The 13709-nt window shown below is 73.3% G+C and carries 12 protein-coding genes; 10 read left to right on the plus strand and 2 right to left on the minus strand.

Annotated elements, in window-relative coordinates; all coding sequences use genetic code 11:
- Positions 1–23: 23 nt before the first annotated feature.
- Positions 24–1850: a hypothetical protein gene (locus IEZ03_RS24345; protein ID WP_184881086.1), complete on the plus strand. Its 1827-nt coding sequence runs from the start codon at positions 24–26 to the stop codon at positions 1848–1850.
- Positions 1851–1853: 3 nt separating this feature from the next.
- On the opposite strand, the gene IEZ03_RS24350 is transcribed toward IEZ03_RS24345, so the two are convergent.
- The gene (locus IEZ03_RS24350) at positions 1854–3515 is read right to left on the minus strand and encodes an ArnT family glycosyltransferase (RefSeq protein ID WP_184881088.1); all 1662 of its coding nucleotides are present in this window, start codon (positions 3513–3515) and stop codon (positions 1854–1856) included.
- 115 nt (positions 3516–3630) lie between these two features.
- On the opposite strand from IEZ03_RS24350, the gene metG reads away from it, so the two are divergent.
- Complete coding sequence (gene metG / locus IEZ03_RS24355) at positions 3631–5433, plus strand: methionine--tRNA ligase (protein ID WP_184881090.1); 1803 nt, start codon at positions 3631–3633, stop codon at positions 5431–5433.
- Positions 5430–6254: a TatD family hydrolase gene (locus IEZ03_RS24360; RefSeq protein WP_184881092.1), complete on the plus strand. Its 825-nt coding sequence runs from the start codon at positions 5430–5432 to the stop codon at positions 6252–6254. The genes metG and IEZ03_RS24360 overlap by 4 nt, the downstream gene beginning before the upstream one ends.
- 13 nt (positions 6255–6267) lie before the next feature.
- Here the strand turns inward: IEZ03_RS24360 and IEZ03_RS24365 are convergent, their stop codons facing one another.
- Positions 6268–7254: a hypothetical protein gene (locus IEZ03_RS24365; RefSeq protein WP_184881094.1), complete on the minus strand. Its 987-nt coding sequence runs from the start codon at positions 7252–7254 to the stop codon at positions 6268–6270.
- A gap of 98 nt (positions 7255–7352) precedes the next feature.
- Between IEZ03_RS24365 and IEZ03_RS24370 the strand changes: the two genes are divergently transcribed.
- The 7 genes from IEZ03_RS24370 (at position 7353) to IEZ03_RS24400 (ending at position 13698) form a co-directional block, all read left to right on the plus strand.
- The gene (locus IEZ03_RS24370; RefSeq protein WP_229808534.1) at positions 7353–8252 is read left to right on the plus strand and encodes a resuscitation-promoting factor; all 900 of its coding nucleotides are present in this window, start codon (positions 7353–7355) and stop codon (positions 8250–8252) included.
- A gap of 17 nt (positions 8253–8269) precedes the next feature.
- A complete protein-coding gene (gene rsmA / locus IEZ03_RS24375; RefSeq protein ID WP_184881096.1) occupies positions 8270–9151 on the plus strand; it encodes a 16S rRNA (adenine(1518)-N(6)/adenine(1519)-N(6))-dimethyltransferase RsmA in 882 nt (293 codons plus the stop codon).
- A 66-nt stretch (positions 9152–9217) separates the two neighbouring features.
- Complete coding sequence (locus IEZ03_RS24380; protein ID WP_229808535.1) at positions 9218–10330, plus strand: glycoside hydrolase family 26 protein; 1113 nt, start codon at positions 9218–9220, stop codon at positions 10328–10330.
- 151 nt (positions 10331–10481) lie between these two features.
- Positions 10482–11402, plus strand: a complete 921-nt coding sequence (locus tag IEZ03_RS24385) for a 4-(cytidine 5'-diphospho)-2-C-methyl-D-erythritol kinase (RefSeq protein ID WP_373293677.1) — start codon at positions 10482–10484, stop codon at positions 11400–11402.
- 94 nt (positions 11403–11496) lie between these two features.
- A complete protein-coding gene (locus IEZ03_RS24390) occupies positions 11497–11667 on the plus strand; it encodes a hypothetical protein (RefSeq protein WP_184881100.1) in 171 nt (56 codons plus the stop codon).
- Entirely contained in the window at positions 11667–11843 is a 177-nt protein-coding gene (locus IEZ03_RS24395) for a hypothetical protein (RefSeq protein ID WP_165966247.1), read from the plus strand. Before IEZ03_RS24390 ends, IEZ03_RS24395 begins: the two co-directional genes overlap by 1 nt.
- A gap of 46 nt (positions 11844–11889) precedes the next feature.
- Positions 11890–13698 carry an ABC-F family ATP-binding cassette domain-containing protein gene (locus IEZ03_RS24400; protein ID WP_184881102.1) on the plus strand — a complete coding sequence of 603 codons (1809 nt, stop codon included), beginning with the start codon at positions 11890–11892 and terminating at the stop codon, positions 13696–13698.
- The last annotated feature ends 11 nt before the right edge of the window (positions 13699–13709 follow it).

Consider the following 13709-nt stretch of genomic DNA (forward strand, 5'->3'; position numbering starts at 1 on the left):
GTTGCACGGGGGTCCGTACGTCGATGAGCACGCGAATACCGGCGGGCGCCGATTCCCCGTCCCCGGCCGTCGCGCCCCCGCCGGCCGCGCCCGCCGCACCGGGCACCGCCCCCGCCCGGCCGGGCCGCCGCCGCTGGGCCCTGCTGTTCGGCCTCGGCTGGCTGGCGCAGGTCGCGGTGCGGCTCTGGCTCGGCGCCGAGCAGACGGTGCCGGTCGCGACGCCCGACGAGTCCGGCTACCTGTTCGCCGCCCGGGTCCTGACCGGCGGCCCCGACGCCGACATGTCGTCCGGGACCGTCTACCGCGGCGGATACCCGCTGCTGCTCCTGCCCGCGCTCCTGGCCGGCGACGGCCCGGTCGCCGTCTACCGCGGCGCGCTGGTGGTCAACGCGCTGGTCAGCGCGTTGATGCTGCCGCTCGGCTACCTGCTGCTGCGCCGCCTCGGGGTCCGCAGGCGCTGGTCGTACGTGTTCGCGCACGTGACCGCCGTGCTGCCGTGCGTGCTGTTCTACTCGGAGTTCGTCCTGACCGACGCCATCCTGCCGGTGATCCTCGTCGGGTGGCTGCTGCTCGTCCACAGGTGGCTGAACGCCCCGCCGCCCGCGGACCGGGGCTCGTCCGTCCGCCTGCACCTGGCGGGAACGGGCGCCTCGCTGCTCGTCGCGTACGCCTACGCCTGCCATTCACGGGGCGCGATCCTGCTGGTCGCGCACGTGGGGCTGCTCGCGGCCGCGCTGGCCTGCCGGTGGCGGCGCTGGCCCGGCGTCTCCCTCGCGGCGCTCGCCGCCGCCGCGGGGACGGCCGCCGCGACGCTGCTGAACCGGTCGCTGCTGCCGCACATGTACCCGCACGGGGACAACGACCTCGGCGCCAACGTCGTCCGGCGGATCACCACCGAGGACGGCTGGGCCTGGACGATGTCGCTCGGCACCGGCCAGGTCTGGTACCAGGCCGTCGCCACCGGCGGCGTGGCGGCGGTCGGCCTGGTCGCCGTCGCGTTCGCCGCGATCCGGCCCGCCGCCGCGTCCGCCGTGCCCGGCACCTCCGGGCGGACACGGGCGCTGGCCCTCGCCGTCCTCGCGGTCGTGGCGGGCATCGCGTTCGCCACCTCGGCCGCGCTGCCGGTCGAGTACCGCATCGGCAACTACGTCTACGGCCGCTACCTCGCCTGCGTCACGCCCGTGCTGTTCGCCGTGGGGGTCGCGGTCCTGCTGCGCGCGGCGCAGCGGGCGCTGCTGCGGGCGGCGGCCGCGGCGGCCGGGCTGACCCTCGCCGCCGCGTGCGTCGTCCAGTGGTACGCGGGCGACCTGCTCAGCCTGTACACCTACACGGCCTACGACTTCCCCGAGACGGCGTTCCTCACCTGGGACTGGGCCGAGTTCCACCTGTGGCGCGCCACCCTCGCCGGGCTCGCCGTCCTCTTCGCGGCGGTGGTGTTCGCCCGGCCGCGGCGCCACGGCCCGCCGGTGCTCGCGGCCGTCCTCGCCGTCGTCGGGATCGGCATGAGCGTCACCGCCACCGACCGCATCGCCCGCCCGCTGGTGCGCGAGGCGATCGCGCAGACCGACCTCAGGGGAAGCGCCGACCTGCGCGACCACCGCTCCATAGCCGTCGACTGGAACGTCCCGTGGACGACCCGGCTCTCGCACTACTACTGGGCGTGGTGGAGCGAGGGGAGCGTCTTCGACGCCCGCTGGACGCCGCCGCCGCAGAACGCGGACCTCATCGTCCTGGCGTGGCCGGACAACGTCCCCGCCACCGCGTCCTGGCCGCACGGCGCCCCGCCCGGCTGGCACGTCGTCGACAGCCGCCGCACCGACACCGGCGACTGGGCCGCCTGGTCCCGCTAGCCGTCAGGCCGGGTCTGCGGACGCGGGCGGCGGGTTCCAGATTTCGAGGATCCCGTCGGAGGAGCGCCACCTGAGCGTCCAGCCGTGGTCGGACGGCCGCCAGCCGGACGCGATCTGCGACTCCATGCCCCGCCAGCGCGTGTACAGCATCGGCCCCTCCCGCGCGTTCAGCGGCACCTTCGGCAGGTAGTGCGGGAAGTCGCGGATCTCGCCGCGCCACACCGGCTCGCCCCGCATGTCCCGCGTGTAGAAGGTCAGGGTCTGCGCGAGCCGCCGGTCGGCGCAGATCAGCGTGATCTCGCGGTGCTCCGCGAGGTAGCCGCGCAGCTCGTGCCACGCCTTGTCGCGCGGCAGGTCGGGGACGGCGCCGACGGCGGCGACCGCGTACGTCCCGCCCAGTGCGACCGCCACCACGAGGACGACGCCCCGGCGGACGGCACGCGAACGCAGCCGCATCCGGGAGAGCAGCCCGGCCGGCAGCATCCGGAACATCAGGATCAGCGACCCGAACCCGCCCGCCAGGAGCGCGGGCAGCACCGCGAACCAGTACCGCTGGAGCCAGGCCCGCAGCTTGATGTCGTTCGGGTCGAGGACGCCGGAGAACAGCGTCAGCGGCACGGCGAGGGTGAAGAACCACACCAGGACGAGCGCGAGCCGCCGGTCCCGGGTGACGGCCCAGCCGACGATCGTCAGCGCCAGCGCGACCGTGAAGACGGCGCCGAGCGCGTGCCAGTCGTGCATGGCGCGCGGGAACGAGCGGAGCGCCAGCTCGCGCGTCACGTAGTCGCGCGACTGGCCGCCGTGCGTGGCGGCCGAGACGAGCCCGGCGAGGGGCGTCCCCCACACGAGCTGGTTGTGGATCAGGTTCGCCGCCAGGATCGCGAGCATCGGCGCGCCGACCGTGACGTTGCGGCGCCACGGGATCCGCAGCAGCGCCAGGTACACCGGGATGGCGAGGAACAGGAACGCCAGGAACTCCCGGACGAGGAACGACGCGCCGAGGCACGCCCCGGCGGCCAGCAGCAGCCGGGTCTGGGCCCGCCCGGTCCGGCGGCTGGCGACGACCAGGCCCGCCATCCCGAGTGCGAAGAGCCCGGCGCCCGGCATGTCCGGCAGCACCACCCCGGTCGACCAGGTGATCTCGTGGCCGAACGGGTTGGTCATCGTGAAGAAGGGGTGGACGAGCAGGACCGCCGCCGACGCGACCCCCGCGATGTCCCCGAACAGCGATCGGACGACCAGGTACGTCCCGGTGAAGAACGCGCAGCCGCCGAGCGCCGCGACGACGAAGTAGGCGGCCTCGCCGGGCCCGAGGACCTCCTGCGCGAGCCGCGCGGGCAGCACCAGGCCGAGCCGGGTCACCTGGTGCGGGACCTCGTTGAACGGCCACCTCGTGAGCGGGATGTCGGGCCAGGAGCCCGCGGCGAGCCACACGTAGTACGGGTCGAAGTACAGCGGCGGCGTCAGCAGCACCCACTGCACGGCTATCGCGGACACCGACACCAGCAGGGACAGCCACACCACCCGCCGCGTCCGCCGCAGCCGCGCGGCCGCCCGCGCGGCCGGGGACCGGCGCCGCCCGTCCGGGCCGGCGTCCCTCGTCGTTCCCGCATCCTGCTCGCCGGCCTGCCGGTCGGCCTGCTGGTCGGCCTGGGTGTGGGCCATGCCTCGCTTCTGCCTTCTAAGGAGCCTGCGGTTGATGGAAGGGCGGACCGCCCGCCGGACGCCGGACCAGGCTACTCGCGCACATCGCCCCCCGCGACGCGACTACCCTGATCCCATGTCCTCGTCAAGCCGTCACATCTTGACCGCGCCCGCATGGCCGTACGCCAACGGGCCCCGTCACATCGGGCACGTCTCCGGTTTCGCGCTGCCCGCCGACATGTTCGCGCGCTACCAGCGAATGGCGGGCAGCAAGGTCCTGATGGTCAGCGGCACCGACGAGCACGGCACGCCGATCCAGGTGCAGGCCGACAAGGAGGGCGTGTCGGCCCGCGAGCTCGCCGACCGCTACAACGGCGTCATCGCCGAGGACCTGCACGGCCTCGGCATGTCCTACGACCTGTTCACCAGGACCACCACGCTGAACCACTACGCCGTCGTCCAGGAGATCTTCAAGGGCCTGTACGACAACGGCTACATCTTCCCGCAGAAGACGATGGGCGCGATCTCGCCGTCCACCGGCCGCACGCTGCCCGACCGCTACATCGAGGGCACCTGCCCGATCTGCGGGTACGACGGCGCGCGCGGCGACCAGTGCGACAACTGCGGCAACCAGCTCGACCCCGTCGACCTGATCAACCCGGTGTCGCGGATCAACGGGGAGAAGCCGAAGTTCGTCGAGACCGAGCACTTCATGCTCGACCTGCCCGCGTTCACCGAGGTCCTCGGCCGGTACCTGCGCGGCAAGCAGGGCGGCGCGCTGGCGTGGCGGCCGAACGTGCTGAAGTTCGCGCTGAACCTGCTGGACGACCTGCAGCCCCGCGCGATCAGCCGCGACCTCGACTGGGGCGTCCCGATCCCGCTGGACGGCTGGCGGGACAACCCGGCCAAGAAGCTGTACGTGTGGTTCGACGCGGTCGTCGGCTACTTCTCCGCCTCCGTCGAGTGGGCCCGCCGCTCCGGCGACCCGGAGGCGTGGCGCGCCTGGTGGCAGGACCCGGACGCCCTGTCCTACTACTTCATGGGCAAGGACAACATCGTCTTCCACGCCGAGATCTGGCCGGCGATGCTGCTCGGCTACAGCGGCAAGGGCGACCGGGGCGGCAAGCCGGGCTCGCTCGGCGAGCTGAACCTCCCGACGGAGGTCGTGTCGTCGGAGTTCCTGACGATGGAGGGCAAGAAGTTCTCCTCGTCCCGCCAGGTCGTCATCTACGTGCAGGACTTCCTGGCCCGCTACGACGTGGACGCGCTGCGCTACTACGTCGCCGTCGCCGGGCCGGAGAACCAGGACACCGACTTCACCTGGTCGGAGTTCGTCCGCCGCAACAACGACGAGCTCGTCGCCGCGTGGGGCAACCTGGTCAACCGGTCGGTGAACATGGCGGCGAAGAACTTCGGCGCGATCCCGGAGCCGGGCGACCTCACCGACGCCGACCGCGCGCTGATGGAGCGCAGCCGCAACGCGTTCGCGGCCGTGGGCGCCGAGCTGGAGCGGTCCCGGTTCAAGAACGCGATCACCGAGGCGCTGGACGTCGTCCGCGACGCCAACCGCTACCTGTCCGACCAGGCGCCGTGGAAGCTGAAGGACGACCCGGCCCGCGTCCAGTCGATCCTGCACACCGCGCTGCAGGTCGTGGACGACGCCAAGTCGCTGCTGACGCCGTTCCTGCCGTACTCCTCGCAGCAGGTGTACGAGATGCTCGGCGGCGAGGGCGTGTGGAGCGGCATGCCGGAGCTGAAGACGGTCTCCGAGGAGGGCGGGCCGGACTACCGCGTCCTGACCGGCGACTACGCGACCGAAGCGCGCTGGGAGTCCGTGCCGGTCAAGCCGGGCGTCCCGCTGACCAAGCCGACCCCGCTGTTCAAGAAGCTGGACGTGTCGGTCGTCGACGAGGAGCTCGCCCGGCTGGAGAGCCCGTGAGCGGGGACGGCGACGGCCAGTCCTCGCGCTCGTTCCCCCCGCTTCCCGAGCGCCTCCCGGTGGACGTGTTCGACAGCCACTGCCACCTCGACATCGTCGACACGCCGGTGCAGGAGCAGCTCAGGTCGGCGCGGGCGGCGGGCGTCACCCGCATCGTCACGATCGGCTGCGACCTGCCGTCCTCGCGCTTCGCGGTGGAGGCCGCCGCCGAGTTCGACGACGTGTACGCGGCGGTGGCGATCCACCCGAACGAGACGACCGGGGTCGAGGACGCCGTCCTCGACGACGTCGAGCGGCTCGCCGCCGGCCCGAAGGTCCGCGCGATCGGCGAGACCGGCCTGGACTACTACCGCGACTGGGCGCCGAAGGCCGACCAGCACCGCTCGTTCCGCGCCCACATCGAGATCGCCAAGCGCACCGGCAAGGCGCTCGTCATCCACGACCGGGACGCCCACGACGACGTCCTCGCCGTCCTGGACGAGGCGGGCCCGCCGGAGAACGTCGTCTTCCACTGCTTCTCCGGCGACGCCCGGATGGCGGAGATCTGCGCCGAGCGCGGCTACGTGATGAGCTTCGCCGGGAACGTCACGTTCAAGAACGCCGAGCCGCTCCGCGAGGCCCTGCGGGCGGCGCCGCTCGACCTGCTGCTCGTGGAGACCGACGCGCCGTTCCTGACGCCGATCCCGCACCGGGGGAAGCCGAACGCCTCGTACCTGATCCCGTACACGGTCCGCGCGATGGCGGAGATCAAGGGCGTGGACGTCGCCGAGCTGTGCACCGCGATCGCCGCGAACGGTGAACGCGTCTTCGGCCCCTGGTGACCGGCGCGGGCGGTCAGTCCGTGGTGCGGAACGTCGCGAAGGCGATGACGATCGCGACGTCGCGGAGCAGCGGCCGCGCCGTGTTCTCCACGCGGATCACGCACCGCCGCCCGGTGTGCGCGATGGTCGCGGCCGTGACGCCCTGCGCGTCCGTCAGCCGCAGGCTGCTGGAGAACTTGCCGCCGATGGCGGCGGCGGAGCCGATGGGCGCCCCGCCCGGGTCGAGGACCTCGTAGGCGCGCGGGGCGGGGGCGAGCCTGCGGATCAGCGCCAGCGGAGCTCCGGACGGATCCAGCAGCGCGTCCTCCGGTTCGAGGTCCTCGGCCGAGCGGTACTCGACGACCGCGAGCGTGTGCCCGCGCGGGCCGGTCAGGGCGCGGAACTCGGTCGCGTCCCGGTTGATTCCGGCCGCCTTGTCGAAGCCGGAGCGCTCGAACAGCCGGCGACGGCGGCCCGGCACCTGGACCGGCCGGTGCCCGGGCGGCGGCGGGCCGGGCGGGCCCAGCGTGGCGTGGGGGAGGCCGTCCGCATGGAACACCTTGTCTCCAGAGACGATGAGCACCGTCCCGGCGGCGGGGTCCGCGAGCAGGGACTTGGCGAGTCTCCGGCCGGACGCAAGGGTGACCCGCAGCGCCCAGAACATGACGAACGGCATGAACAGGAGGGGTACCGCCGTGAGGAAGAGGTACCCGTTTCTGAGGAAGCCGCCTGCGTAGGGCCCCATGGGGCCGATCCGCACGGCGACGTCCGTGCCGGCGTCCTCGTCGCCGAGGCCGTAGATCTCGCCCTCGCCGGATCCGCCGCCCTCGGTGCGCCACGTGCCGGTACAGGTCAGCTGGCGTCCCCCCTTCGGCCGGGGCGATCCCCGCTCGCAGTGCTCGACGGACGCGGTCGCCTTCTCGCCGTACACGAGCGTGTAGGTCATGACGACCGGCCAGAACAGCAGGGCGGCAACGGCCCCGGTGAGCAGGGTGAGCGCGACCAGCCGGACCCGGAGCATGATCCCTTCGACGCGCCTCCCCGGCGGAGCGTTCCGCCAGAGGCCCGTGTGGGCGTTGAGGTGGCGGAGGCGGGGCGGGTGGCTCTAGTCTCTGGCCGTTGAACGGGCACCCCCTGGCCCGCCCCCTGGAGGAACTCCCCGTGCTCTGGAAATCCGTGCTCTGGAAACCCCCGCTATCGAAACCCGCCCGCCGGACTCCCGCGGCCTCCGCCGCGTCCGTGCTGCTGGCGGTGGCACTGCTGGCGACGGCCTGCGGCGGCGACGGATCGGCGGCCAAGAACAACGTGGCCGCGGCGGACCCGGCCGCCAGTTCGCCTCCCGCGCCGCACAAGGTCGTCATCGTGGTCGACGGCAAGCAGACCGAGGCGATGACGACCGGCACGACAGTCCAGCAGGTCCTGGACGAGGCGGGTATCAAGCTCGGCCCGTACGACCTGGTCAAGCCGGCGGCGGACCAGCCCGCCGGGGAGCTCGTGAAGATCGCGCGGCTGCTGTCGAAGCCGAAGCTGACGGTCGTGAAGACGCCCGCCAAGACGATCCGCAAGAAGAGCGACTCCGTGCCGCCGTGGAGCGAGAAGGTCCTGCGCGAGGGCCGCTCCGGCATCAAGATCGTGAAGTGGGCGTACGTGCCGCGCAAGGACAAGAAGGGCCGGACCCGGAAGGTCAAGAAGGTCCTCGCGCAGAAGGTGAAGCGCAAGCCCGTCACGCGGATCCTCGCGGTCGGCCCGCAGTCGGCGGGGACCGGCTCGGCGGCCCGGCTGAACTGGGCCGGGCTGGCCAAGTGCGAGTCCGGCGGCAACCCGAAGGCCGTGAACCCGGCCGGGTACTACGGCCTCTACCAGTTCTCCATGGCGACCTGGCAGTCGGTCGGCGGGACGGGCAGGCCGTCCGACGCCAGCCCGGACGAGCAGACCTACCGCGCGCAGCAGCTCTACAACAAGGTGAACGGGCGCTGGCAGGGGCAGTGGCCCAACTGCGGGAAGTTTCTGTTCTCCTGAGCTGGGACACTTGTCCCGTGGGGGAGACATCGCGCCTGCTCGGGCCGGCGGAAGTGCGGGCGCTGGCCGGACGGCTCGGCATCAGGCCGACCAAGACGCTCGGGCAGAACTTCGTCATCGACGCCAACACCGTCCGGCGGATCGTCCGGTCCGCCGGCCTGGCGGCTGACGACGTCGTCCTCGAGGTCGGCCCCGGGCTCGGCTCGCTGACGCTGGCGCTGGTGGCCGAGGTCCGTCGCGTCGTCGCGGTGGAGATCGACGCGGTGCTGGCCGCCGAACTGCCCGCCACGGTCGCGGCGCGCGCGCCCGGCGTCGCGGACCGGCTGGAGGTCGTGCGCGCCGACGCGATGAAGGTCACGGACCTGCCGGGGCCGGCGCCCACGGCGCTCGTCGCGAACCTGCCCTACAACGTCGCGGTGCCGGTCGTCCTGCACCTGCTGGCGACGCTGCCGTCGCTGCGGTCCGCGCTCGTCATGGTGCAGGCGGAGGTCGCCGACCGGATGGCCGCGCCGCCCGGCGGCAAGGTCTACGGCGTGCCGTCGGTCAAGCTCGCGTGGTTCGGTGAGGCACGCCGGGCCGGGGCCGTCGGACGGGCGGTGTTCTGGCCCGCGCCGAACGTCGACTCGGGGCTCGTCGCGTTCACCCGCCGCGAGCCGCCGCCGACCGGGGCGACCCGCGAGCAGGTGTTCGCGGTGGTCGACGCGGCGTTCGCGCAGCGCCGCAAGACGCTGCGCGCGGCGCTCGCGGGCTGGGCCGGGTCCGCGCCCGCCGCCGAGGAGGCGCTGCGCGCCGCGGGCGTCGACCCGCGGGCGAGGGGCGAAGCTCTGGACGTGGCCGCCTTCGCCCGCATTGCCGAGTATGGTCCTTCAGTCCGGGGAGTTGATCCCGGAGCCCGCTAGGCGCGGTTCGGCGCGGCGGGGTGAACATCCGTCCCGGGGGCACGGGGTCGGTACGAGCGGAGGTCGATGGTGAGGGCGCGTGCGCGCACGGCGCGGGCGAAGTTGCCGATCGTGGGGACGGCGCTGCTCGCCACCGCGGCGATGATCGCCACGGTGGCGGCCGGCTGCGGCGGCGGCGCGGGCGCGGCACCGACGATCACGACGACGGCGCGGGCGGGCGTGGCGCCGACCCCGCCGAAGGAGGGCGCGTACTTCGGGGCCTGGGTGCCGGCCGACGACGGCGAGCGGAAGAAGGGCCGCGAGGGGGAGAACGGCGGCGGAGCCTCCGCGTCCCCCTCGGAGTCCCCCTCGGCCTCGCCGTCCGGCAAGTCCGCGATGGCGCCCGTCACCGGCTTCGAACGCGAACTCGGGCGGCGGCTCGACATCGTGCAGAGCTACCGGGGCTGGACGGCCGACTTCCCCGGCGCCCTGGAGAAGTCCGTCGCCGACGGCAACCGCTACCTGCTGCTGACCTGGGCCGGCGCCGACACCAGGAAGATCGTGCAGGGCGAGTACGACGAGCTGATCCAGCGGCGCGCCCGCGCGGTCAAGCAGCTGGGCCAGCCGATCTTCCTGCGCTGGTCGCGCGACATGGACACGGCGGCGGCCAAGAAGCGGGTCCACTCCCCGCAGGACTTCGTCGCCGCGTGGAAGCACCTGCGGCAGGTCTTCGAGCAGGAGCAGGTCCACAACGTCGCCTGGGTGTGGTGCCCGACCGCCCGCGGGTTCGGCGGCGCCGACGCCGGCGCGTTCTACCCCGGCGACGACCACGTGGACTGGATCTGCGCCGACGCGCAGCCCGGCTCCGACTTCGACTACCGCGACCTGTCGGAGTCCCTGAAGCTGTTCATGCAGTGGGCCCGGGACCGTCCCAAGCCCATCATGGTCGCCGAGTTCGGCGTCCCGGTGTCCTACGGCGAGCGCCGTGCCGAATGGCTCCGCGAGGCGTCCAAGACGCTGCAGGACCCGCAGGTCAAGGCCGTCGTCTACTTCAACTCGGACGAACGGGCCAGGAACGCCCGCGACCGGCGCCGCGCCTTCGCGGTGACCGGCGACAAGCACGCCCTGTCGGCGCTCCGCGAACTCGCCACGACCCCGTACTTCAACCCCCGCAACCTCCCGGTGACCAGCGGCGGCTGATCAACGCGAAGCCGCGCCCCCGGAAAAGCCCGTGCCCTTCTGGGGGGACGACCCCCCAAACCCCCCGGAAGAGCCCGTGCCCTTCTGGGGGGACGACCCCCCAGACCCCCCGGAAAAGCTGTTTAGGCCGTAGGGTTTCGGCGTGAACGCAGTGACGGTACGCGTCCCGGCCAAGGTCAACCTCCAGCTCGGCGTGGGTCCGCTCCGCGAGGACGGCTACCACGACCTCGTCAACGTGTTCCACGCGGTGTCCCTGTTCGACGAGGTCACCGCGGCGGACGCCGCGCGCCTGGAGGTGAGCGTCCAGGCCGCGCCGTACTCGCGGGTGGCCGTCGGGGGCGTTCCCGCCGACGGGGACAACCTCGCCGCCCGGGCCGCCGGGCTCGTCGCCGCCCGGCTGGGCGTCGAGCCGCGGGTGTCGCTCCGGATCCGCAAGGCCATCCCCGTCGCGGGCGGCATGGCGGGCGGCAGCGCCGACGCCGCCGCCGCGCTCGTCGCGTGCGCCCGGCTGTGGGACGACCGCGACGACCCCGTCCTCACCCGCGAGGACCTCATGGAGATGGGCGCGGAGATCGGGAGCGACGTGCCGTTCGCCGTCCTCGGCGGCACCGCCGTCGGTGTCGGACGCGGTGAGCAGCTCACCTCCGCCCTCACCCGCGGAACCTTCCACTGGGTGTTCGCGACCGCGGACGGCGGGCTGTCCACCCCCGCCGTCTACGCCGAATGCGACCGGCTCCGCGAGACGCGGGGCGAACCCGCGCCCAGGCCGAGTGTCTCGGAGGAGCTGATGACCGCGCTCGCCACCGGCGACGCCAAGGCCCTCGGCGCCGCGCTGACCAACGACCTGCAGGAGGCGGCCCTGTCCCTGCGGCCGTCCCTGGAGCGGGTGCTGGACGCGGGCCGCGACTTCGGCGCGGTCGGCGCGCTGGTCTCCGGGTCCGGCCCCACCTGCGCGTTCCTCGCCGAGACCGAGGAGGACGCGGCCGGAATCGCGGACGGCCTGGACGGCGCGGGCGTCGCCGCGCAGGTGCTCCGGGCGTCCGGGCCCGTCCCCGGAGCGACGCTGGTGTGACCCGCGCTAGCTGCGATCGTCACACAAGCGAACTTCGGACCGGCGGCGAGCGTCTTGTACCCATGACACCGATTCCCTCAGACGAGGTGAGCCGATGACGTACCTGTCCGGGCTGCTCGGCCTCGTGGCGATCGCGATGATGGCGACGCTGCTCCTGCTGGCCGTACGCCGCGACCGCGCCCTCCGCCGCAACGCTCCCGGTTCGACCGCCGCCCGCCCCCCGCAGGCCCCGCTCGGGATGCGCGGCGAGAGCGAGGCGTCGTGATGTCGTTCGCGCTGCTGCTGGTCGTCCTCCTGCTCGTCCTCCTCGTCGTCGCGGCCGTGGTGGTCGTCATCGTGGTCGCGTCCTCGCGGAGCGGGCGGCAGGGCCCACCGCCCGGATCGGTACCGCCCGGGTACGGGCCGCCGGGCCCCGGCCCGCAGGGGCCGTACGGGCCTTGACCGCCGGCACGATCGGCTCGCCGGAGCCAAATAGACTGATGGCGCCGTGAATCTGATCAATCTTGAGAACGTCGCCAAGTCCTACGGGCCGAAGCCGCTGCTCGACGCCGTGTCGCTCGGCCTCGACGAGGGAGACCGCGTCGGGGTCGTCGGCCGCAACGGCGGCGGCAAGAGCACCCTGGTGTCCGTCGTCGCGCGGGAGACCGAACCCGACGCCGGGCGCGTCACCCACGCGCGGGGGCTGCGGCTCGGCCTCCTGTCCCAGCGGGACGAGTTCCCGGAGGGCGCGACGGTCCGCTCCGTCGTGCTGGGCGACCGCGCCGAACACGAGTGGGCGGGGGACGTCCGCGCCCGCGACGTCCTCGCCGGCCTGGTCCCCGACCTCGACCTGGACGCGCCGGTCGCCGGCATGTCCGGCGGGGAGCGCCGCCGCGTCGCGCTGGCCCGGCTGCTCGTCCCCGACTCCGACCTGCTCCTGCTGGACGAGCCGACGAACCACCTCGACATCGAGGCCATCGCCTGGCTGGCCCGGCACCTGAAGGCCCGCGGGGTCGCGCTCCTCGTCGTCACGCACGACCGCTGGTTCCTCGACGAGGTCACCGAGCGGACGTGGGAGGTCGTCGACGGCCGCGTCGAACGCTACGAGGGCGGCTACTCCGCCTACGTCCTCGCCAAGGCCGAGCGCGCCCGGATCGCCGCCGCCACCGAGGCCAAGCGGCAGAACCTGCTGCGCAAGGAACTGGCGTGGCTGCGCCGCGGCCCGCAGGCCCGCACGTCCAAGCCGAAGTTCCGGGTGGACGCCGCGCAGGCGCTGATCGCCGACGAGCCGCCGCCGCGCGACGCGGTGGAGCTGACCCGGTTCGCGACCGCGCGGCTCGGCAAGACCGTCTACGACGTGGAGGACGTGACCGTCGCGGTGGGGGAGGACCGCCCGGACGGTCACGGGGCCCGCCGCACGCTCTTCGACCGCATGACCTGGCGCATCGGCCCGGGAGACCGCGTCGGCCTCGTCGGCGTCAACGGCAGCGGCAAGAGCACCCTGCTGCGGCTGCTCGACGGGTCCGTGCCGCCGGTGTCGGGGAAGGTGGTGCGGGGCAAGACCGTCCAGCTCGCGCACCTGTCGCAGAACCTTGAAGACCTCGACCCCGAGCGCCGTGTCCTGGAGTCGGTCGAGGAGATCCGGCGCCGCATCACCGTCGGCAAGCGCGAGTGGACCGCGAGCCAGCTCCTCGAACGGCTCGGCTTCCAGGGCGACCGGCAGTGGACGCCCATCGGCGACCTGTCCGGCGGCGAGCGGCGCCGCCTGCAGATCCTCCGACTCCTCATGGGCGAACCCAACGTCCTGCTCATGGACGAGCCCACCAACGACCTCGACATCGAGACGCTCACCGAGGTCGAGGACCTCCTGGACGGCTGGCCCGGGACGCTGATCGTCGTCAGCCACGACCGGTACTTCCTGGAGCGCATCACCGACCATGTCGTGGCGCTGCTCGGCGACGGCCGCGTGTCGATGCTGCCCGGCGGCGTCGACGAGTACCTCGAACGCCGCGCCGCAGGCACGGCCCCGAAGCCCGCGCGTCCCGGCGGGGCGGACACCCCCGCGGCGAAGGTCGCGCCCGCGCCGGCGAAGCCCAAGGCCGGCGGGCAGGACTGGAAGGCCCGCAAGGAGCTCGACCGGCTCGAACGCCGGCTGGAGAAGCTCGCCCGGCAGGAGACCGAGCTGCACGAGCAGCTCGCCGCGCACGCCACCGACTACACCAGGCTCCAGGAGCTCGACGGCCGGCTGAAGGAGATCCAGGCCGAGGCCGCGGAGGTCGAGGAGGAGTGGCTGATGCTCGCGGAGGACGTCGGCTGACGTCTGGGAGG

The sequence above is a fragment of the Actinomadura livida genome, assembly GCF_014648675.1.
GTDB classification, from domain to species: Bacteria; Actinomycetota; Actinomycetes; order Streptosporangiales; family Streptosporangiaceae; genus Spirillospora; species Spirillospora livida.

What these genes read in the sequence shown, in the direction of transcription:
- IEZ03_RS24380 (WP_229808535.1), top strand. Translation starts at nt 9,218, where the DNA reads ATGGTGAGGGCGCGTGCGCGCACGGCGCGGGCGAAGTTGCCGATCGTG.
- metG (WP_184881090.1), top strand. Translation starts at nt 3,631, where the DNA reads ATGTCCTCGTCAAGCCGTCACATCTTGACCGCGCCCGCATGGCCGTAC.
- IEZ03_RS24350 (WP_184881088.1), bottom strand. Translation starts at nt 3,515, where the DNA reads ATGGCCCACACCCAGGCCGACCAGCAGGCCGACCGGCAGGCCGGCGAG.
- IEZ03_RS24390 (WP_184881100.1), top strand. Translation starts at nt 11,497, where the DNA reads ATGACGTACCTGTCCGGGCTGCTCGGCCTCGTGGCGATCGCGATGATG.
- IEZ03_RS24395 (WP_165966247.1), top strand. Translation starts at nt 11,667, where the DNA reads ATGTCGTTCGCGCTGCTGCTGGTCGTCCTCCTGCTCGTCCTCCTCGTC.
- IEZ03_RS24365 (WP_184881094.1), bottom strand. Translation starts at nt 7,254, where the DNA reads ATGCTCCGGGTCCGGCTGGTCGCGCTCACCCTGCTCACCGGGGCCGTT.
- IEZ03_RS24345 (WP_184881086.1), top strand. Translation starts at nt 24, where the DNA reads ATGAGCACGCGAATACCGGCGGGCGCCGATTCCCCGTCCCCGGCCGTC.